Below are 19362 nucleotides of genomic sequence, written 5' to 3'. Positions count from 1 at the left end.
AAAAAAATAAATTTCCATTTTTTCTTGTACGTGAGAATTCAATTTTATAGTCATTTACAATACTATAAGCGTAAACAAAAAAAACATTTTTAGGAGGACTATTATGAGTATGAACACAAAGGATTACAAAACAAAAACTATGGTTGTGGAGCGCGACTTTCCTTGCCGCGATAACTATTGGGCTGTCGGATTAGATATCGGCTATTCAGCCGTCAAAGGAATCTCTCCTGCACGTCATTTCTGCTTTCCGGCATATGCAAAAAAGATCCCAGAGAATCGTCCGCTGCTCAAAGAAGCTGCTGACACGGATATTCGTTACCGCGACAACGAAGGCGAATGGGTTGTCGGAAATTTGGCTTATGAGGAAATGGATGCTTCCAAGATGACAGAAAGTGAAGAGGAAGTTTTCGGTCGCAAACGTTACTATTCACCTATGTTTAAAGTCATCGTACGAACCGGACTGGGTATTGCCCTGATGGAAGGAAAAGAAAAATCGTCCGACGGCAAAAAGCTGTACGTCCAGACTGGATTACCGCCGAAATTCATGAGAGATTCGGAAGATCTTAAAGAGGTTTTCAAAGGTATCCACATGTTTGAGCTGAAAATCGGAACTGCACCATGGCAAACATTCACGTTCTCACTTGACGAGCAGAATATTTCCATCATGCCGCAGCCGCTCGGAGCATTACTGTCTGCGTCAACTGATATCAACGGTTATCAGCTTCCTATCGCCAAGAAATTTTGGAGTTCCAATCTTCTCGTTTTTGATCCGGGCTTTGGCACTACGGATATTTACAATGTTCTGCATGGAAATGTTTCGGAACGTGGAACAGAAACATTCAGCGAATATTCGATGCGTGAAGTTTTCTCTCGGACCTGTGATCAGATCGAGAACAAGTATCACGAAGAACGCAACATCTTCGAACTGCAGAATCTGCTGGAAAGCGGTGAGGTTCGCGTTAAAGACAAGAAAAAGATGATTTTTAAGAATTGCAACTTCAGTGAAATTCTGGCCGCTTGCTCAAAAGATGTATGCAATGAAGTAATTGAAAAGATGAAATCTATTTATGATTACTTTTCATCTTATGACTACATCATTGCTACAGGCGGTACATACGACGCTTGGGCGACTGACTTCAACGCTGTGTTTGCCAATATGGAAGGATTTTCTGTGATTCCGGCCAATGTAAATGATCCAACCCTTACCAACGTATTCTCGAACGTACGCGGATATTATTTCTCCCTCGTCAATCGTCTGCGTTAGAAAGTGAGGAGTTAAATGAATATTAAAGTCCGATTTACTGCGCCAGAAGATCTTGATTTGATTGCATTAGTTCATTCTGGAGTTCGGATGGGGCTTGTTATTCGAGATGTATTGCGGGCATATGTACGACAAGAGATTTTCTATGTACCTATGCCCAATACAATAAAATGTATCAATACAGAGAATACTTCCGTCAATTTTATTCTTAATTCTGATAAAGACGGAGATGTTATCGCTTTTCTGAGGAGCATTCGCAATGGTTATAAAACTGTAGTTATCAAAAACATTTTACGTTCCTATTTTACTGCTCCTATTATGGAACCTTTGAAAAACAATGTTTTTCCCCTTCGGGTCAATCTTTGTTGGCCGGATGATTTGGATCTGATCATCCTTGCACAGACGCAGGACATGCAAGAATTGACACTGAAAACGCTGAGTGCATACGTGCATAAAGCCAAATTCTCTATTGATACACCAGCAATAGCCGCATCCATCAATGCAGACACTATGTCCTTTACTTTGGACTTAGCGCAAGAAACAGATGCAACAATTTCAAGTTTTTTATTTTCAATACACCCTTCAGCCAGAGATAATGCCATTAAAAATATTTTACGGTTTTATTTTCAAAAGCCTTACATTGCTCCGTATTTGGCTCAATACACTTATAGCGTTCAGTCATCAGAGCGTAAAGAGCGAAATATTACCGTTGCCGAGAAATATTTTCGACCGGACGCACTTTCGAACGCGTCCGCAGATGCTCAGGTTCGCCCAGCCCGGCAGATTTCTGCTCCGGAGAAAACTTTAAATCTTTCTTCTGAAAGCAAAAGCGCAGCTACGCCAACTCCAGCTCCGCCCAAACCAGAACCTGTTGTTGAAACAGCAATTTTCTCTGCACCTGCTGAAAAGGCTGAACCGGAAAACATTCCTGCTCTCTCCAAAGAGACTGTCAATCCATTAAATAGTTCCACGCAAGCAACCTCCGAGACTCCTTCTGGAAGTTCTTCCGAAGATGACAGCGATGGATTTGATATTTTCGGAGCAATTTCCGGATTAATTGTATAAGGGGGTCTGTTATGGACAATTACGACAAAACCAAGGAATATACCAAATACGTCAAGCCAATTGTAAGCGAATTAAAGAAAGAATGTGGATTGAATAATATCCCCTTTCTGTTTACCGCGGCTATTAAAAATTCCGAAAGCGAAACGGTGTATAAAAACGAGATGCTTCTTGCACAGACTCATGTATCGTTGACAGATAAAAGAATTGCAAGAATGTTATTGCGAATGAACGGTTTCGACACAAAGCTTCCCGAATCCGTTACTGCAGCGATGAAGACACTGGCGGAATACTTAGAAGTAAATGCTGAACCCGTTTCTGCACTGGATATGCAATTGCATGATCTTCAATTGGAAGATTTGCGGAGAATTGCAAACGGGACGTACAAGGTGATCACCACTGTCCCATCTTTGACTGACATTGTTGACACTGAGGAAGAGAATTACTAAACATCAAAGAAAGCTAAGAGGTTTTATTATGAACAACGAGGAGAAAAAAACATATGAAGAAAATTTAGTCAATTTACAGGAAGATATCCAGAAAGATGCAGAAGAAGTAAAACAGGTCTGCATCTATCAGAAAGAAAAACGCATTGCTGAAAATGCATTGCGTTTAGAGGAGTCTTGATGAGCATTTTCAAAAGCGAAAGCCGAGCTTATAGCCCGGCTTTTTTGCTTATAAAGTATACAATAAAATATCCGACCGTCAGAAACGGCACAAATGGGTAATCATGTTCTTTGTGCTTAACATGCATATACAAAAGATAGGGAATGCATATACATAAGGCTAATATAATCGCATAAAGTCCATATAGTCCAAGATTGTATCCAATGACTCCAGCAATCAGGCATCTGCGCCGCCTATATTAGACCAGATCATTGCGAAAGCAAAAATTGAAAAGCACAAAATCATTCCAATAAAATCTATTTTCCAATAATTACTTGATAAAAGCTCACAAGTATGTACAAGATAAAGCATCACAGATATGGTGAGCGGAACTTCCATTTTTTTAATATCCCATATTGCAGCCATTATAAGTAATATATGTGTTATGTAGATCATGCATTTTTCTCCAACAGATGGTATTTCTTTTCCGTCATTTTTGAAAGTTCATCATAGGTGATTCCTAAACGGACAAGAATATCTGTCTCCAAAGCATCCAGATCAATTTGGGTTAAATCCAACTGGGAAGAACACCACTCTTTTTTATAGGTAGAAAAATATACTTTTCCTAAATTTGTCTGTACATATACGCCGGCCTGTTCCTTTCGATAGCCCTTCCAAAAATATGTATACTCGATAAATAATTTTGTTTTTCCCTCTCCATGCATATCCTGTTCACAATACATTGTATAGAACAATAACAGTAAACGTGCGGTAGCTTCTACGTCATCAATCGACGAATGAAACGTAATTCCTTCATCAATACCAAAATATTTGGATATTGTTTCAAGTTTGTGATTCTGCACTTCTTTTTTTTCTACAAGATCGCGTGCTACCTCCAACACATCCATTTTTCCACTACACTGTAACGGAGTATGCGTTCTGTCGCATAACGCTGAGATCATGCGAATGTCAAAATCAACATTATATCCAACAAGGATACTGCCTTCCATGAATGCGCAAATCTCTGCCACTACATCTTCTTCCGATGGCTTATCAGCCAAAAATTCGTCTGTGATCCCGTTCACTCTCATAGCTGCTTCCGGCATGGGGAAAGGAGCCTTAATGTAGATATCCATTTCTGCTATTTGTTCCATTTTCTGGTCCCGAATTCTGTATTTCTTACCCGAAAACTGAACAATGCGGTCTTTATTGGAATTGATTCCGGTCGTTTCAGTGTCAATAACCGCAATGATACGGTCATCCTGAAACAGACTAAGCATACGATTCTTAGTTTTTAGCGTCCTCATAAAATGTCTCTCCTATTCGATTGTTATGTATTGTCGTTGTTGCATACGGAGTAGAAACTCCATTATGTGTAGTCATGAAGCAAAGCACCGAATCTTTCAGATCAATTTTGGCTGCTGCTTTCACAGCCATGTAATTTGAATAAGAACAAATTTCATATCGAAGCCCGTCCAGCCTTGTCCAGAATTCCAACACACAGGAGCAGACATTTTTTTCATAATATTTGTTCATTATCGGTGCATAAATCAAGGATTGCCCGGGACCTGATAAGAATTTTCCGCTTCGGGGGAAGCGTTCTGCTATCCCCCGAAATGGATCTCCTGTATCCGCCCGGAATTGAACACACAAAAAATCTCCAGCATTCTTTTTCGCTGCTTGTTTTGCTACGTGCCGCCAACACAAAAATGTGTAGCTTTGTTTCGATTCTTCATTTTGAAAAAGCTGAATTTCTTTCGCTTTGATAATTACAAGCTCATTTTCTTCATTTCCTAATCCTTTTTTAATCTTTTGTATAACGCCAAGGAAAACATTCTTCTTATCTTCTGTTGTAACTATCATTCTTCCGTAAGTGCCTCCAGCTCCTTCATACTAAGCGTACAGATTTCTCCCATCGCCTTTTTGAAATAATTTCTGGTTTCGTACCCCATTTTTCCGGGATACATCGCTGGAAATTGTAACAGCCATTGGAAAGCGGCTAAAACGGTAGGAAAATACGGACAATTTTGCGTTATATACTGTTTTCTTCTGACACCTACTTTTTCCGTATGTATCATTTTCATGATCTTTGAGATGATTTTTTCCTGTTCATCCATGCCTACAGAAATGGTCGATGCCTTTTTAAAGGTGGCTGTGATTTTAGCTTCTAATTCTGGCAACTGCTTTTCAATAGCATTTACCAACTCCTTACCGATTTCTTCTGGAGTTTTTTTGCTCCGATGAGGAGAAGAAAAGCTTTTGCCGATAAGAACCGAATTATCGCCATAGACCAAGATAGGCTGCACTGTTTGAGAAGATGTTCCGACATCAGACAGCGAATATTTTACCCCCAGTTTGACTTGCGTCTTGCCCATATCAACTGTTTTATCCTGAAAGATCAATTCAATCGTCGTATAATAATTGCTTAACTCCCAGCCCAACGTTGTAACATCATGATTTTCCTGAAAATTCTGAAGCTCTCTCAAAATAAAGTGCTGTGGAATATACGCATATTTGGTAGAAGCTGCATGAAATCCTTTCACCCAGGAACTGTCCTTTTCTTCCTTCCGCCCAATGATAATAAACTCTTTTGCCTGAACGCAGCGGGACGCTAAATAACAGTACGCAAAAATGTTCGTTCCTTTCGCCAATGTCCCTGTTTCCAAGCGCTGACATAAGGCCGTAAGAAATTTTTTTGATGGAGTCACGATGATTTTCTTTTGATCATGTACGGTCAAGAAGAAACCGATCTGCTCAATTTCTTTTATCTGGTTCTGCAAGGATAAGAATACTTCTGATGTTGGTTTGTATCTTCCGATATTGCATTTTTCGGCTGAAAAAATAGACTCATCACTCAGCAGAATAGAGTCTTTCATTTCCATAGGGTCCAATACCACAAATCTTGGAGATGCATGCTCTTTGTCTGATTTTGCAATCACACAATGAATCCTCATGCTTTCTGGATTTCGTACCGGAATAATCACTGTTCGGTTGTCCATGTCGTGCAACGCTTCTTGAAATTTCTCATAGTCATTTCCTGTCACAAGATAATTGTCGCTTACCTTACTTTTAACACCTAACTTTTTCCCATTTGACATAATGTTTTTCTCCTTTCGTTTTCATGCTCCTGTCATCTGTTTCTTTTGCGGTTCAGTAATAGTATTCCGAAAACCTCCAAAAATAAGTCCGAAAAGACACCAGAGCTTTTCCCTGGTGTCTCATCGTTAAAACAGGACTCGGAAGATGAATGTAATTCCTTCATGGAATCCAAATAAAAACGCAGAAAGGACAATGCAAAAGAGAAGAACATACAATGTATCAAAAAAAAGCTCTTTTCCTTTTGGAAAATACATCTTCTGCAGGATTGCTGCGAGTTTCTTTCCTTTTTTAAATTCTGGTTTTTTCATCAGAAAATTCCTCCTTTTTCCAACATAGAACTGTATTTTCCATTCTGAGACTTGGCAATGCACTGGGTTCGAAATTCCAGACTCACACCCACAGTTATGACGATAGATGTTCCGAGAAAAGCGATTCCACTTAAATGCCAAATACCGGATAATACTGCCGGAACCATTGCGATAACGCACAATCCAACTGCTCCAATCAAAACTACTTCGTTCGATTTTTTATGCAGGTATGCTGCTGTTTCCTTGCCCGGACGGATAGAATAGACGTTTGCTCCTTTCTTTTTGAGGTCCATAGCAACCTCCGTTGGGTTAAAAATGATTTCTGCATAATAGAAAGAGAAGCCAATAATCATCGCAATGTAGAATATAGCTCCGATGCTATAGTAAAAATTCTCTTTCTGAAACCAATATGATGTATTCAAAAACTTTAAAGCGGTTAAATTTTCCTTTCCAATGAATGCAGCAATCATAGAAGGAAATGTTAAAATAGACGATGCAAAAATAATTGGGACTACGGTTCCAGGGCAGGCTTTAAGTGGTAAGGTACTTTTCATAGATGCCCCTTTGATTTTCTGCGAATGCGTAATCGGAATGCGTCTTTCTGCAGCCTGCAGGCATACGGTATACGCAAATAATGCAATAACAAAGAGGACAATCAGGATACTCGAAATCACTTTATATGCTATCTGCTTTTCAGAAATCATTGTCTGATATACAGATAATGCATCGCTCGGATAAGATGCCAGAATATTGAATAATAAGATCAACGACGATCCGTTAAAATCATATTTCTTACGAATCAGCTCGCCTGCTAAACTTGCAACAACTGATCCAGCCGTCCAGATAAGCATAACAAGTAAAATCCAATACCATTTTGCCGAGACAAGCAATCCTTTTTTACCGAATGAAATAGCAATCATACTGCTCTCCATCAATGCCACGAATCCACCCAGCACAAGAGTAATGATATGAATCCGCTTCCGTTCATCCTCCATGCCCTTTTCCATTTCGTGAATGTGAGGATAGATGACTCCAGCCAGCTGAACCATAATAGATGCTGTAATATATGGAGTTATTGACAATGCCATGATAGACATCCCGGACAGACCATTTCCTGTCATGGCATCAATGAAAGTTAATGCAGAATTATCATGAATGAGTGTTTTAAAGTAATCTGGATTTGTTCCCGGCGTAGGAATTGTTGCCAATAAGCGAATCCCCATTAAAATCAGGAAAGAATACAGGCATTCTTTTCTAACCTGTTTAGATTTAAAAATTGATTTCCATGTTTTCATTTTTTCCTCCTTATGATTGAGCTGGAACATCCGCGGAAGGTACCGAAAAGATAAAGTCAGCCCCCTCTAATTCCGGCAAAATGTTCATCAATTCTTTTTCTTTTGCTGCGATTTCCTTTTGGCTTTCTTCTTGTAACAGAATCTTCATCATCTGATCTATATTTTTCATGAGACATTCAGGTGGAATTTGTTTTCCAAAGGAAACTTGATTCAAAATTCGATTACACACTTGATGCCTTGCTTCTGTTCTGCAACGTTCTTTTTTGGTTGGATAGACAATCTGATCTTTTGCAATTTGCGGGATTCCATTTCCAAAGTTAATCGTCATCGGCGTGGCTGTTTTTTCCATCAGCGATTTCCACAATTTTGTCTTAGAATTATTCGGATCTTCATATTCCGATTCACTAACGGAATACTCTTCCAACCGATGAAAAGCCTTCAAAAATTCATTTTGCATACAAGAAATCGCAAAGTAGGTGTAATCTGCCTCCGTAAACACCTGTCCATAAACCTGCAGATTATATGGAGTCTTTAACCCCTGCAATTGTGCCACACGAATCTCCTCTTCAGTGCGGCTGCAGGCACACTCGTAAATGGAAACCGTTGGATCGCGCGTATACACATTCAAAGCAATTTTGTCCACCAAAAAAGCAATTTCATTGCCTAACAGTTTCGCGTATGTACGCGCTCTAATTTTGTTGACAGACATGCTTATCTTTTTGATTTCCTGTGTTATGCCTGTCAAATCCGTACCTCGTAAGCGATACCCTCTTAATACCATACCTATTCCTCCTTTATAAATTTTCAGGTGCATAGATAGTATTGAAAATAAAATAAAAATTTTGTATTCACGTACGAGAAAAAACGGGATTTTCCATTTTTTTTCCATTTTTTTTCGTACGTGAATACCGAAAATTTGAAAATGATAGCTGGATATAATATAATGAACTCACGGAGACGGAAAATAATAGCAAAATGCTTTTTTACATAATGTCGGAAGGAGGTCACAATGACAAAGTATGATTTATATAAAAGCATTACTCTTTTCCTCTTGTATCAGGTTCCTGAAAATACAAGTGCATCTGATGTAGAAATTTACAAAGTTTGGCGCAACATGAGCGGAAATTTTCTCGTCGATGATACTTTTGTTGCATCACTTTTAGAATATGTGCATGCCAAGAAACATGAAGATCGGAATGTCATGAAGGCATTAGCACAAATTGATGGATTTATTTCTAATTAAGGAGGATACTATGGTAGATGTTGAAAAAGAAATGATGAAAGAAATTATGGCAGATTATCATTCGGGTGACCCGCGGAAAGTGGCGTCAGCAAAAGAGCAGATTTTAAACAAAGCGCAGCGCCTGATCACATTTATGATCAAAAAATACTTCCCTACATATATACCCAGATACTACGATGAATTATATCAGGAATGCATGGTCGCTCTGTACGATGCCATCCCAAAATTTAATCCTGAACGTGCAACATTATCAACTTATCTGACAAAACCACTCCACCGGGCAATGTCCGCATACATCCACAGCCTTACTAATCGCTCCAATTCATACTATGGCAAACAGATGGATGATGTAAGACATGCTATTCACGTTCTGGAAACAGAGGGAAAACGCACTACTGAATCAAATATTGCGTTATATACGAATTATTCGCTCCGTCAGGTTCATGATATTTTATTCAGGCTGACTTATATTGACGAAGTATCCTATGACGGTACCGATGACGAAGATTCTCAGTCCAAACAGGATCATCTGGAAGCAAAAATGACATCTTATGTCAAAAACCCAGAGACAGAATATATCGAGGGTCAGGCTACGCTGCTCTTAAACACGGCCCTTACAAAGCTTAATCCTACAGATCTTAAAATTTTAATGACAAAATTTGACAGTTCTGAAACCGGAGAGGCTTCCTATGCTTCAACAGCCAAAAAGCTGGGGCTTCCAGTCTCCAAAGTCAAACGGTCTATTACCAGATCTCTCCGAATTTTGCGTAATGATGATGGATTAAAAGATTGGTTCGAATACCAGAACAATGACTACAACAGCGTTGACGGTGATTTGGTTGGACTCGGATTATCAGATGAGCAGTTAAATGATTATGAAGAAATGGATAACGATATTATGGTGTCCATCGGAATTTCTCCTGAAGAGTCGACATCCAAAGCACGAACTCCTAAGAAACGCATTTCCTTTAGCGTAACTATCGACGGTGATTTTTCGGATAGTATTATCCTTAAAGTGCAGGGAAATGGTCAGATCAAGAAAGAATATGTATAAAAGAAAGCTTCCGGAACTTTTTTATGTTTCCGGAAGCTTTTTCTCATCTCTTTTTCTTTTTTACTTTTGCTTTTTCAATCATCATAGCATGTGCAAATTCTGTCGCATCTTCATGGATCACTACAACAGGAACTGTATAATCCACGCAAAAAATTGCCAGTAAATCATCTGCGCGAATCTTTGTTTTTCCCTGCATTATGTATGTATGAGATGTGCATTGTTCTGCAGCTCTTGAAAATCGAATAATATCATCTACACTTTTAAATTGCATTACAGTTTCTGTCATATCCCAGCCCTTTCTCTGGAATAAACGATTCCGTTTACTCCAAGTACACTTCGGCAATATAGTCCTGATTATTCTTTTCTACAATGGCGATACCGACCTGCGTGTAGCCGGTAGACATTCTCAAACCCCTGCTTCCTTCATTTGACTGAAATTTAGCATCGATTTCATCGGCTGATTTCACACTGACTTTCCAAATATTTTCAGAGACATCATCGCCGTTTCCACCATATTTTTGAGCCAGCTCCGACAATGTTCCATATAATGGCGAATCATCAGAGCTATAATCATATATAGCCATATCAGCGGCCTTCAAAACAGCCAATTTATAAGTAAGACTATTTGTGTTCATTTGTAATTGCCCTAATCCGGCACTTGCACGATCTGCATTCAATTTTGCCAGCAGTTCAGCCGCTTTTGTTGTATCATAGCTTACTTTTCCCGATACTCTTGCCACTTCAGCATCTATTGTGTCTGCTGCTGATGCCGCGGAAGGATCTTCTGAAACATTAAGTTTTTCTCGGCTTACCTCATATGGGCCGTCTTTTTGGGTACTTATAAGGGTTCCATTTGTATCATATACGCTTGTAACGGTTGTCTTATAGGTGATGCAATATCCATCTTCTGTTTTCGTGCTTACATTGGTTTCTGTTTTCGTATAAGTACCATCACCGTTATCAATCTGACTGGATTCTGCTCCACTGCCGCCTACGATAACACCGTTATTTCCTGAATTCTGGGTTCCGTCACCGGAATCTGCCGATAGGTCACCCTGATTTGCGTTATCTTTTTTTGCTTCGGACCATTCCTGTAAGTCTGAGGTGGAACTTTGTGGAGGATCTGTTACCTTCCATACATAGTTCTCCCCATCCTTTACTCTCTCCCGATACCCAGTAAGGACTCCATTATCATTATATAGTCCATACACATTTCCTGATTTATGCACATAATGCGTTGTATCAATTGTCGTGGCATCGGCTCCATCATCCAACGGAACCCCGTTTTCGTTTACAGGCACGTATGCGTATGATCCATCTTCATTACGGACATATTGCTGGTAAGAAGAAGTTCCATCTTTGTCTGTTACTTTGTATATATGATCCAGTCCATCCACCTTTTCATAATGTTCTGCATTAGGATCTTCAATATCCGTCCATAACCAAGAACCGTCTTCCTGCTGTGTTCGATGGCGGTATCCAACAATATTTCCCGAATCGTCCAATACCATGTAGACTTCATCCTCACCAGCTACTGGAAGATAATTAACTGGGATTTCCGGATCTAGTGTCCATTCTTCTTCAGCTGTTGGAGCAGTATACCGCGTTTCATACCATGCCACCTGCTGCTCGCCTTGCACATTATTGGGACGATTAATGGGCATTCGGAGTTTAATCCCCCACGCTGAGAAAAATACAATAGCAGTGCTATAAAAGTAAAGAATAATTTTTTCATAAAAAGGCCTCCTACAGATTAGTATTGTAAAATAGGGCGCATGATTAAATTCATACGCCCTGCAATTCGTTTTACTCAATGATTTCAAGACATTTTGCTCCGCCTCTGTACGGAGTTACCCTCATTTTTATTTGTGTTTTTCCTGAATTGCATGCCTGAGATACAATTTCGGCTGTATTTTGGTCAAAAAAGCATACCCACTGCTTCGTATCCATCAGGATCTTTGCAACATAACCTTCTGTAGTGGCTACTGGAAAGGTCAATACGGTTACTGTTTTTTTATATACACGCACATTATTCTGCTGCAAATTCGCACTATTTGAATTAGGAGCTTGTCCATATCCTTGTGGCTGCATGGATGGCGGTGTATTTTGAGCAGGCATTTCTCGCTGCCCTACTGATCCATAAGACTGCTGTGAAGGATTTCCTTGTCCGTTTTGATTATAATAATCAGGACTATAATAATCGGTTGGATTCGTGTAACTATCATTGTAATTATAGCCATTCTTCCTCTGACTATATTCATTTTCCATCTGTGCCAGTCCAAGAGGAATCAGATGCTGACCCGCAAGCATTTGAAAAACACGGATATAATCAGTCACTTTCCGTAAAAGATTCTTCAGATCTCTTTCGCTTAACCGGATAAACACAGCAACTCCTTCCTGAAAAGTCCCTTTTCTTTCGTAGAATGATCCTGCAATCTGTCCAGGAGCCGCCTGAGCAAATCCATTTTTTATGCACAGATAATATGGGTTTCGACTCAGTTCTCCATTTTGAGCTTTTTCTGTGTACTGCAGCGCAAAATGGAAGGACTTGCACATTCCGTTGAACTGACCACCTGTTTCTGGGTGTTTGCCATAGATTTTCTGGGCGAAAAAGGATTTTTTTGCTTGCATACAATCTTTAATTTCATAAATATCAGAAATTTCAAGGTTAAAATATGCGAATTTAGACTTATCGCCCTTTCCGCCGCTAAAATCCTGCAGGGCAATCCGAATATTCCCTTCGATCAGTTCTGCAAAACGTTCCAGTGGGGCTTCCCTGATATTGCACCAAAAACTCAATGTTTTTGTGCTTGTCCGCAATACTGCTGCCTGTGTTGTCGTTTCTTTATAATTTTTTGCCATTTTATTGTTACTCCTCATCTACATAAAATTCAGCATCGCGGAGAGTTCTTTTTTGAAACTTGTCTCCGTCTCAGCATTTTTACTTGCGCAAAAATCCAACATACGTAATCTCCGATGCTCTTTTCCATGAGAATATATTGTATACACTTCAAATGTCATATCAATCTTCTTGGGAGCATCCATCAGCAAATATTCTGCTGCCATCTGATAACCAGAACTTGGATACGGCATGGTAAAGAGTTTTATACTCTTACCGTCGCTTCCATTCTGCTCATAAAATTTTCCACGCACCGGGTTTAATTCAAGATTCCGGATAAAAAATACAGGTTCCGGATTTCCTTCGCCAAATGGTGCAAAGAACTCCATTTTTTCATACAGTTCCGGAATTTCTTCTTTTGTAACTTCCAAATCGTACAAAATACGCTTTTCTCGATACGGCACTGGAATATCAAGTTTTCTCACCTTGTTTCGGAACAACATAAGATTTTTTTCTGGTATTGTCATTCCTGCAGCGCCGGCATGTCCGCCGTAGGCAAAAAAATACTCCTTACACGGATCTAAAACCTGGTTCTTCAGATGGATATTTCCATATGTTCTTCCAGATCCTTTCAATTTCTCGCCATCCTGTGCATGCGCAAACACAATTACTGGACGCATATATTTTTCCGCCAGTTTTCCGGCAACAATACCCATAACACCTTCCGACACTTGTGTATCATAGATGATATATACCGCATCGTCAGCCAAGCATTGCTGAGATATTAATGCATCAGACCTTTCCAATGCTTCTTCTGTAATACGCCTACGATCTACATTTCTTTCAATAACAGTATCCGCAAGCGCATGCAACTTCAAAAGCTGTTCGTCGTAATCCAGTGCAAAAACATCCAATTCTTGCGACAGCAAATGGAAAATATCCATCGCCCCATCATCCAGCAATCGACCGGATGCGTTGCATACCGGACCTATTTTATAGCCATAGTCTTCGGCTGTAATCTTCTCCAGTCGCATTTTTCGGACTAGCGCAAGAACTCCAGACGTAGCAATTCCGCGATTGATTAGCTTCAGGCTCTGCCGAACCAGATAACGGTTTGCTCCGATCAGCGGAACGACATCTGCCACTGTAGCAATTCCAGCTAATACCAGCAACTTATCCAATAAATCCTTATTTGTTATAAGCATTTCCGCAAAGCGGTATGCGAGGCCTGCTCCGCAATAATGTTTAAAAGTAGACATTCCTTCACAGTGTGGGTCCACGATAATATCCGCGCACGGAAGTTCCTCTCCGCTTAAATGGTGATCCAGAATAATAACATCGATACCTTTATCTTTTGCTTTCTTTATGGCATCAATTGCTGCGATTCCATTATCGACCGTGATAATTAACCCACTTTCTGATTCGTCGATGATTTTTTTAGATAAACCATAACCTTCTGAATACCTTCTTGGCAGCCTTACAGACACCTCTGCGTATTCAGCAAGGGAATTTGCCTTGAGATATGAAATGATTGCATCATACAGAATTGCTGATGCGTTCATTCCGTCTGCGTCATAATCACCCACGATTTTGATCTGCAGTATTTCTTTTTCTTCTGCAGCATCATTTACTTTTTTCTTGAAGAACTCAACCGCCCGATCCATATTATGAATATAAGGATTTGGCTGTGGTGTTAGAAATGCTTTCAGTGACATTCCTGTGTTTCGTTCAATAACTTCTTCCATTGTCATGCAAGAATCTCTTTTGGTATACTCTTTCATACTTATTTTCCTTTCTGGACATAATGTTTTTCAGATCTATTTATAGCTACTCCTTTCTTTTCATATTGACCTGATATTTATAGAATTGTTAATTGATCGCAAAACAAAAAGACCGGGATTATTCCCGATCCTTTTGCTTTTTGATTTCAGTATTTAAGATGTACGTCAAGATCTACCTTGTCACTTGTGTCTGACTCTGAGGATTTCAATTCTTTGATAAACGGAGAGATCTCCCCTGAATTTCCCTGATAAGACAATAACTGTAATTCTTTTTTGGCTCTTGTGCAACCCACATAGAACAAGCGGCGTTCCTCTTCCAGATCCTCTACAGTCCCCTGTTTTGCAAATGGAATCGTGTTCTTTACACAATTGAGGATATATACACGATCCCATTCCAGACCTTTTGAACGGTGCAGTGTTGACAAAGCGATTCCATCATGCTTTCGCAGTTGTTCCTGTAAAATGATTTTATGTTTTCGAACGTACGCATCCCATTCTTTCCAATCATTATGTTTTTCTGCATCCGCTTTATAACTGTTCCAGTAAAAATATAATTCTCCCGGAGACATATTTCGGTATTCTGCATAATCATGGAGAAATATTTTGTACCTGCCAAAACTTTCTAAAATCTGTAAGGTATCTACCGGATTTTTATCTTCAAGCTTTTTAAACAGATAAAACATATCTTCCACGCTATCCATTGCCTTTGATCTTTTCCATTTTCCGTCTGGAAGGGTGGCTGCCACATGCATCAGTTGTTTCAGTGACCCATCCGTTTTGAAAAAACGCGGATCAAATAGAAATCTTTGAGGATGATTTAGAATTCTATTCAAATCCATTTTGTTTCCTATACCGATTCCCAATTTGTGATAACTCAAAATATCACGATAAATCCAATGGTCATACTTGTCCTGTATAGGCTCTGTACACCAAAATGGGATTTTTTCTGTAATCAAAAGGTCACTTACCTGCACTGCTTCTTTATTGGTTCGGTATAGTATGCTGGTGTTACGATACTCTTCCATGGACATTTTCTTTTCGAGAATCATCTTCACCAGTCCTCGTTGTTCAGCATCTATATCATTATAGGTCTGATGATGCACAATCCCCTCTTCCTCATGGCTCGCCAGAAATTCCTTATCGAATCTTTCTTTATTGTGATGGATCAAGTTTGATGCACATTCAATAATCTTACGATCCGAACGATAATTTGTGGACAGATGCAAGGATACTGCATTAGGATAATGTTCGGCAAATTTAAGCATGATTTCTGGCTTTGCACCACGAAATCCATAAATTGACTGATCATCATCGCCAACAACAGCAATATTGCCATTTTCTCCAGCCAAAAGATACAGAATGTCTCGCTGAAGATAATTTGTATCCTGAAACTCATCAATCTGAATATATTGATATCTTTCCTGCAGCCACTCCAAACACGTTTTATCGTTTTTCATCAATTCATATGCTTTCAGCAACATGTCATCATAGTCAATTTTACCTAAAGCATCTTTCCAGTTTTCATACGCCTTAAACAGTTCATCGAACAATTCTTTTTCACCGCAATTTGGTTCAAACTGGGCTAATGGACACATACTGTTTTTGCAAACAGCTATGTCTAAGAGCAGCGCTTTAATATATTCCACTTTATCCACGATTTCTTTGTGGCGGACCAGCTGCTGAAAGAAAAATTCGTAGATGTCGCCTGTTGCCAAAACACATTCCGCATCAAAATGTGCGAATTTCTTCAGCGTAGCCAGGCAAAAAGAGTGGATCGTGCAAAAAGTAACCATTCCATCCTCTGCATACTTTTTCCAGAATCTTTGCTTCATTTCTCCAGCAGCAGCGGTTGTGAATGTTACCATTAAAATGTTCTCCGCGGGGACTCCCTGCTGAATCATTTCATGGATTCTTCCCAACAGAGTTGTTGTTTTTCCACTGCCGGGGCAAGCCACTAAAATCAGCTGCCCCTTAATTGTCTCAATTGCTTTTTGCTGTTCTTCGTTAAACATTTGCTTTTTCCTCCGCATTTGCAGCTGGTTTATACACTTTTACGCCAAGGCCAAAAATACGATCTGACATTTCGCCTGGATTAAGTGTCTTTTCGGCCTGCTCATACTGATACATAGACGCATCAATTACGTCAATTTCGTGTAACAGCATTGCTTCCTTGACTGCAGGCATGGTAATTGCACCATACTCTAACTGTCCGTGATGTGCAGCAATACAGTGCTTTAACAGACGGATTTTTTCTGCCGGATATGTAGGGTTTTCAAAATTCTTGCGGTCGATCATTTCGATAGCAAGCAATGTATGCCCAAACAGATTTCCATCAACCGTATATTCAGCCACACCTGTTGCATCTGTATCTAACTCCTGCAGTTTGCCAATATCATGCAGAATGACTGCTGAATACAGCAGTTCTTTATCAAAACGGTAAACTCTTGATAAAATGACTGCCGTTTTGAGCATTCTGAGCATGTGATACAGCAAGCCGCCATAGCAGTTATGATGGATCGTCTTTGCAGCTGCCCAATACAGCAGCTTATCCGCATTTTCATCCAAAATCTCCATAACCAGCGGATATAACTCCGTTTCAGAGATTTCTTTTGAAGGATACTCTTGATTTCGTCCATCATGTCCTGCGACGGAATAGGTGCTGTCAGAAGATAATCTTCCAGTTTTGCATCATCCGGAGCAGCCTGATACTCTTTGACTTCGTATGTTTCCACTCCATTATACAGCTTTTTGTACAACTGAACGGAAATTACACTCTTTTCCTGCACTTTGTAGATGTCTTTTTTCTCAGTGTTCCACAGATTTGCTGTGATGGCGATGGCTCCATCTAACAGATGAAACGTGCAAAATGGCTTTTTAGATTTTGTTTCCCTCTCTTCGATGGCTCCAAGGAATGCGACGGTCCATGTGGCTGTGTCGAGGGAGATTTCTTTGAACTTTGGATACATAATTTTTTCCTCTCTTTCTTGTTAAGACAAATTGTTTTTCAGACCATATGATATTTAAGCTCCTCTCATGCTTATTGATCTGATTATATATAGTATGTAGAAATCACCCATAAATAAAAGACACCCGGATACCTCCTCTCTTGAGAAGTATCCGGGTATCTATTGTTTAAATCATCAAAAAGCCTTTTTTCTTCTTGATTTCATCTAACTCTTCTGGAGTCATTCCTGTGCTTTTCATGATTTGTACGTCTGAAACTTTGTTTTCTATTAGAGATTCAATCATTCTATTAAATCTCTTTCTTTCTTCTGCCTTTTCCATTTCACGACCTTTTACAATACCTTCTTTTTCTCCTTTTTCACGGCCTTCTTCTATAAGTTCTTCCATTACACTACTCATGTCCACGACCCCTTTCTTCGTTTCTTTAAAATATCGTACACGTTCAGCTAAGATACTGTACTTCATGTTATCCGCATTGACGCAGAAAAAGTCATGCATTAGCTTTCCCAACGCTGTTTCATCTTGGATTTGAGCATTGACATAAATAATATGTGCCTCATCATTAAAGTTTTTGCCTGTTTCCTTCACGATTCTGTCAATATGATAAATAGGATGCCCTGCCTGCATAACATCATTTTCTGTGATAAAAATGACGTACGTTTCCTTGAGGTTTTCATATTGATTACCAGCCTCCGTTATGTTCGCATCTAAGAGGCTGCTATTATAGCGCGCTCTTTTGGCCTGCGCTCCATGATCATTTTTCTGGACCTCGATATTGTATATCTTTCCAGAATCATCTACCGCCAGAATATCCAGCCGGACAGCTCTTCCTTGAAGATTGCTAATCCCATGCTGTAAATTAACATTTTCCACATGCAAATCCGTCCTGTCCAAGATGATTTGAAGCAGTAGTTCGACACAGCTTTTGTCTTCAAACACTTTATTCATAAACACATCATCAATCAAGCGAAATTGACGGATACGTTGCAAATCAGCTTCTTGCTTTTTCGTAAGATCAAAGGGATCAACTTGTTCTCCCATAGATTCCTTTTCTTTTGAATAGTCTAACATAATTTTTTCTCCTTTACAATCATCACTCCATTTTTGATTGATTTATTTCCATCAAAAAGCAAATGGATCATGTAAAGAAGCAGATTTTTTTAATCCTAAGTACATAGATTTTCCTCCTTTTAGACAAATTGTTTTTCAGATCTGATTTTGTTCTCCTTTCTTGATATTTGATCTGATATGAATAGAATGGAAAATCTTATTAAAAACAAATGTTCTTAGGATTCGGCATCATTTTCTTCCTGTGAAATATATTTTTGAGCCTGTTGCTCCATAAATTGCTGAATTTCTTCCTCACTCATATGATACGATTCCGCGTATTCTTCTATCGTCTGTTGTTGCTCGGCAGCGAGATCTTCCAAAATCATGTTAAGTTCCTGCTTTTTTGCTTCAAAATCTTTGGAAGTATATTGCGTAAAGCCTTCCGCCTGGCTTACCTGCTCCCATAAATTGATTTCATCTTTGGTCATATTGGCCTGATCCTGTGTAATCCATATTCCTTCCAAAGTTCTTTCCCTTAATTCTTCAAAGGAATCCATATCCAAATATTGTTGGATAAAATCATCGGATAATTCGGGAGCAACATGGTATTCTTCTGCTTTTGCTTCAACATTCTTTTCCATCTGCTGCTCTACAGACTTCTGATCTGGAACAACAACAGCCGGAGGGCTTGCTGGTTCCATAGAACATGCTGTCAAACATGTACTCAGCACCACGAAAGCGATTATTTTCTTTGACATATGATCACACCTTTCATATCATTTTTCTTTTCCATATAAGAA

General features: G+C 39.4%; 21 protein-coding genes. 6 read left to right on the top strand and 15 right to left on the bottom strand.

Annotation, left to right across the window (positions count from 1 at the left end; genetic code table 11):
* Positions 1–103 precede the first annotated feature (103 nt).
* Genes DXA93_RS09545 through DXA93_RS17850 form a run of 4 tightly spaced genes read left to right on the top strand, consistent with a single transcriptional unit; the run spans position 104 to position 2950 of the window.
* Positions 104–1264: a ParM/StbA family protein gene (locus DXA93_RS09545; RefSeq protein WP_118640128.1), complete on the top strand. Its 1161-nt coding sequence runs from the start codon at positions 104–106 to the stop codon at positions 1262–1264.
* Positions 1265–1279: 15 nt separating this feature from the next.
* On the top strand, positions 1280–2326 hold the full coding sequence (locus DXA93_RS09540) for a hypothetical protein (protein WP_117802265.1): 1047 nt from the start codon (positions 1280–1282) through the stop codon (positions 2324–2326).
* Positions 2327–2337: 11 nt separating this feature from the next.
* Positions 2338–2772: a hypothetical protein gene (locus DXA93_RS09535; protein ID WP_117802266.1), complete on the top strand. Its 435-nt coding sequence runs from the start codon at positions 2338–2340 to the stop codon at positions 2770–2772.
* A 28-nt stretch (positions 2773–2800) separates the two neighbouring features.
* The gene (locus tag DXA93_RS17850) at positions 2801–2950 is read left to right on the top strand and encodes a hypothetical protein (protein ID WP_158568364.1); all 150 of its coding nucleotides are present in this window, start codon (positions 2801–2803) and stop codon (positions 2948–2950) included.
* Between the two features lie 216 nt (positions 2951–3166).
* Here the strand turns inward: DXA93_RS17850 and DXA93_RS09530 are convergent, their stop codons facing one another.
* The 7 genes from DXA93_RS09530 to DXA93_RS09500 all read right to left on the bottom strand — a co-directional run bounded on the left by DXA93_RS09530 (position 3167) and on the right by DXA93_RS09500 (position 8412).
* Positions 3167–3385, bottom strand: a complete 219-nt coding sequence (locus DXA93_RS09530) for a hypothetical protein (protein WP_119208162.1) — start codon at positions 3383–3385, stop codon at positions 3167–3169.
* A complete protein-coding gene (locus tag DXA93_RS09525; protein ID WP_119208160.1) occupies positions 3382–4236 on the bottom strand; it encodes a 3'-5' exonuclease in 855 nt (284 codons plus the stop codon). The genes DXA93_RS09530 and DXA93_RS09525 overlap by 4 nt, the downstream gene beginning before the upstream one ends.
* Entirely contained in the window at positions 4217–4792 is a 576-nt protein-coding gene (locus tag DXA93_RS09520) for a hypothetical protein (protein ID WP_119208159.1), read from the bottom strand. The genes DXA93_RS09525 and DXA93_RS09520 overlap by 20 nt, the downstream gene beginning before the upstream one ends.
* Positions 4789–6027 (bottom strand): hypothetical protein, encoded by a 1239-nt coding sequence (locus tag DXA93_RS09515; RefSeq protein WP_118640126.1) that lies wholly within the window; start codon positions 6025–6027, stop codon positions 4789–4791. Before DXA93_RS09515 ends, DXA93_RS09520 begins: the two co-directional genes overlap by 4 nt.
* Before the next feature lie 126 nt (positions 6028–6153).
* Positions 6154–6336: a preprotein translocase subunit SecE gene (gene secE / locus DXA93_RS20910; RefSeq protein WP_117802271.1), complete on the bottom strand. Its 183-nt coding sequence runs from the start codon at positions 6334–6336 to the stop codon at positions 6154–6156.
* Positions 6336–7631, bottom strand: a complete 1296-nt coding sequence (locus tag DXA93_RS09505) for a preprotein translocase subunit SecY (protein ID WP_158581761.1) — start codon at positions 7629–7631, stop codon at positions 6336–6338. Before DXA93_RS09505 ends, secE begins: the two co-directional genes overlap by 1 nt.
* A gap of 10 nt (positions 7632–7641) precedes the next feature.
* Entirely contained in the window at positions 7642–8412 is a 771-nt protein-coding gene (locus DXA93_RS09500) for a hypothetical protein (RefSeq protein WP_119208157.1), read from the bottom strand.
* 228 nt (positions 8413–8640) lie between these two features.
* On the opposite strand from DXA93_RS09500, the gene DXA93_RS09490 reads away from it, so the two are divergent.
* Positions 8641–8874, top strand: a complete 234-nt coding sequence (locus tag DXA93_RS09490; protein WP_119208155.1) for a hypothetical protein — start codon at positions 8641–8643, stop codon at positions 8872–8874.
* 10 nt (positions 8875–8884) lie between these two features.
* A complete protein-coding gene (locus DXA93_RS09485; RefSeq protein ID WP_158583291.1) occupies positions 8885–9928 on the top strand; it encodes a sigma-70 family RNA polymerase sigma factor in 1044 nt (347 codons plus the stop codon).
* A 43-nt stretch (positions 9929–9971) separates the two neighbouring features.
* On the opposite strand, the gene DXA93_RS17640 is transcribed toward DXA93_RS09485, so the two are convergent.
* The 8 genes from DXA93_RS17640 to DXA93_RS09450 form a co-directional block, all read right to left on the bottom strand.
* A complete protein-coding gene (locus tag DXA93_RS17640; RefSeq protein WP_147399285.1) occupies positions 9972–10214 on the bottom strand; it encodes a hypothetical protein in 243 nt (80 codons plus the stop codon).
* A 34-nt stretch (positions 10215–10248) separates the two neighbouring features.
* Complete coding sequence (locus tag DXA93_RS09480) at positions 10249–11751, bottom strand: CAP domain-containing protein (protein WP_119208151.1); 1503 nt, start codon at positions 11749–11751, stop codon at positions 10249–10251.
* Complete coding sequence (locus tag DXA93_RS09475) at positions 11735–12790, bottom strand: hypothetical protein (RefSeq protein WP_117802278.1); 1056 nt, start codon at positions 12788–12790, stop codon at positions 11735–11737. The genes DXA93_RS09480 and DXA93_RS09475 overlap by 17 nt, the downstream gene beginning before the upstream one ends.
* A gap of 18 nt (positions 12791–12808) precedes the next feature.
* Positions 12809–14518 carry a single-stranded-DNA-specific exonuclease RecJ gene (locus tag DXA93_RS09470; RefSeq protein WP_158583290.1) on the bottom strand — a complete coding sequence of 570 codons (1710 nt, stop codon included), beginning with the start codon at positions 14516–14518 and terminating at the stop codon, positions 12809–12811.
* Positions 14519–14694: 176 nt separating this feature from the next.
* A complete protein-coding gene (locus DXA93_RS09465; protein ID WP_158583289.1) occupies positions 14695–16560 on the bottom strand; it encodes an ATP-dependent helicase in 1866 nt (621 codons plus the stop codon).
* Positions 16553–17113: an HD domain-containing protein gene (locus DXA93_RS09460; protein WP_158583288.1), complete on the bottom strand. Its 561-nt coding sequence runs from the start codon at positions 17111–17113 to the stop codon at positions 16553–16555. The genes DXA93_RS09465 and DXA93_RS09460 overlap by 8 nt, the downstream gene beginning before the upstream one ends.
* 567 nt (positions 17114–17680) lie before the next feature.
* Positions 17681–18583, bottom strand: a complete 903-nt coding sequence (locus DXA93_RS09455; RefSeq protein WP_330415480.1) for an Rpn family recombination-promoting nuclease/putative transposase — start codon at positions 18581–18583, stop codon at positions 17681–17683.
* Positions 18584–18798: 215 nt separating this feature from the next.
* On the bottom strand, positions 18799–19320 hold the full coding sequence (locus DXA93_RS09450) for a hypothetical protein (RefSeq protein WP_118700439.1): 522 nt from the start codon (positions 19318–19320) through the stop codon (positions 18799–18801).
* Between the last annotated feature and the right edge of the window lie 42 nt (positions 19321–19362).

It is taken from the genome of Blautia sp. OF09-25XD, assembly GCF_003482095.1.
In the GTDB taxonomy this organism is placed as follows: Bacteria; Bacillota; Clostridia; order Lachnospirales; family Lachnospiraceae; genus Fusicatenibacter; species Fusicatenibacter saccharivorans.
Note: the sequence above shows the minus strand (reverse complement) of the source record. Positions and strands in the feature narration are given on the sequence as shown.

Coding starts and splice junctions, on each gene's coding strand:
- DXA93_RS09535 (WP_117802266.1), top strand. CDS start 2,338: ATGGACAATTACGACAAAACCAAGGAATATACCAAATACGTCAAGCCA.
- DXA93_RS09525 (WP_119208160.1), bottom strand. CDS start 4,236: ATGAGGACGCTAAAAACTAAGAATCGTATGCTTAGTCTGTTTCAGGAT.
- DXA93_RS09515 (WP_118640126.1), bottom strand. CDS start 6,027: ATGTCAAATGGGAAAAAGTTAGGTGTTAAAAGTAAGGTAAGCGACAAT.
- DXA93_RS09540 (WP_117802265.1), top strand. CDS start 1,280: ATGAATATTAAAGTCCGATTTACTGCGCCAGAAGATCTTGATTTGATT.
- DXA93_RS09475 (WP_117802278.1), bottom strand. CDS start 12,790: ATGGCAAAAAATTATAAAGAAACGACAACACAGGCAGCAGTATTGCGG.
- DXA93_RS09500 (WP_119208157.1), bottom strand. CDS start 8,412: ATGGTATTAAGAGGGTATCGCTTACGAGGTACGGATTTGACAGGCATA.
- DXA93_RS17850 (WP_158568364.1), top strand. CDS start 2,801: ATGAACAACGAGGAGAAAAAAACATATGAAGAAAATTTAGTCAATTTA.
- secE (WP_117802271.1), bottom strand. CDS start 6,336: ATGAAAAAACCAGAATTTAAAAAAGGAAAGAAACTCGCAGCAATCCTG.
- DXA93_RS09485 (WP_158583291.1), top strand. CDS start 8,885: ATGGTAGATGTTGAAAAAGAAATGATGAAAGAAATTATGGCAGATTAT.
- DXA93_RS17640 (WP_147399285.1), bottom strand. CDS start 10,214: ATGACAGAAACTGTAATGCAATTTAAAAGTGTAGATGATATTATTCGA.
- DXA93_RS09530 (WP_119208162.1), bottom strand. CDS start 3,385: ATGATCTACATAACACATATATTACTTATAATGGCTGCAATATGGGAT.
- DXA93_RS09450 (WP_118700439.1), bottom strand. CDS start 19,320: ATGTCAAAGAAAATAATCGCTTTCGTGGTGCTGAGTACATGTTTGACA.
- DXA93_RS09545 (WP_118640128.1), top strand. CDS start 104: ATGAGTATGAACACAAAGGATTACAAAACAAAAACTATGGTTGTGGAG.
- DXA93_RS09505 (WP_158581761.1), bottom strand. CDS start 7,631: ATGAAAACATGGAAATCAATTTTTAAATCTAAACAGGTTAGAAAAGAA.
- DXA93_RS09470 (WP_158583290.1), bottom strand. CDS start 14,518: ATGACAATGGAAGAAGTTATTGAACGAAACACAGGAATGTCACTGAAA.
- DXA93_RS09490 (WP_119208155.1), top strand. CDS start 8,641: ATGACAAAGTATGATTTATATAAAAGCATTACTCTTTTCCTCTTGTAT.
- DXA93_RS09520 (WP_119208159.1), bottom strand. CDS start 4,792: ATGATAGTTACAACAGAAGATAAGAAGAATGTTTTCCTTGGCGTTATA.
- DXA93_RS09455 (WP_330415480.1), bottom strand. CDS start 18,583: ATGTTAGACTATTCAAAAGAAAAGGAATCTATGGGAGAACAAGTTGAT.
- DXA93_RS09465 (WP_158583289.1), bottom strand. CDS start 16,560: ATGTTTAACGAAGAACAGCAAAAAGCAATTGAGACAATTAAGGGGCAG.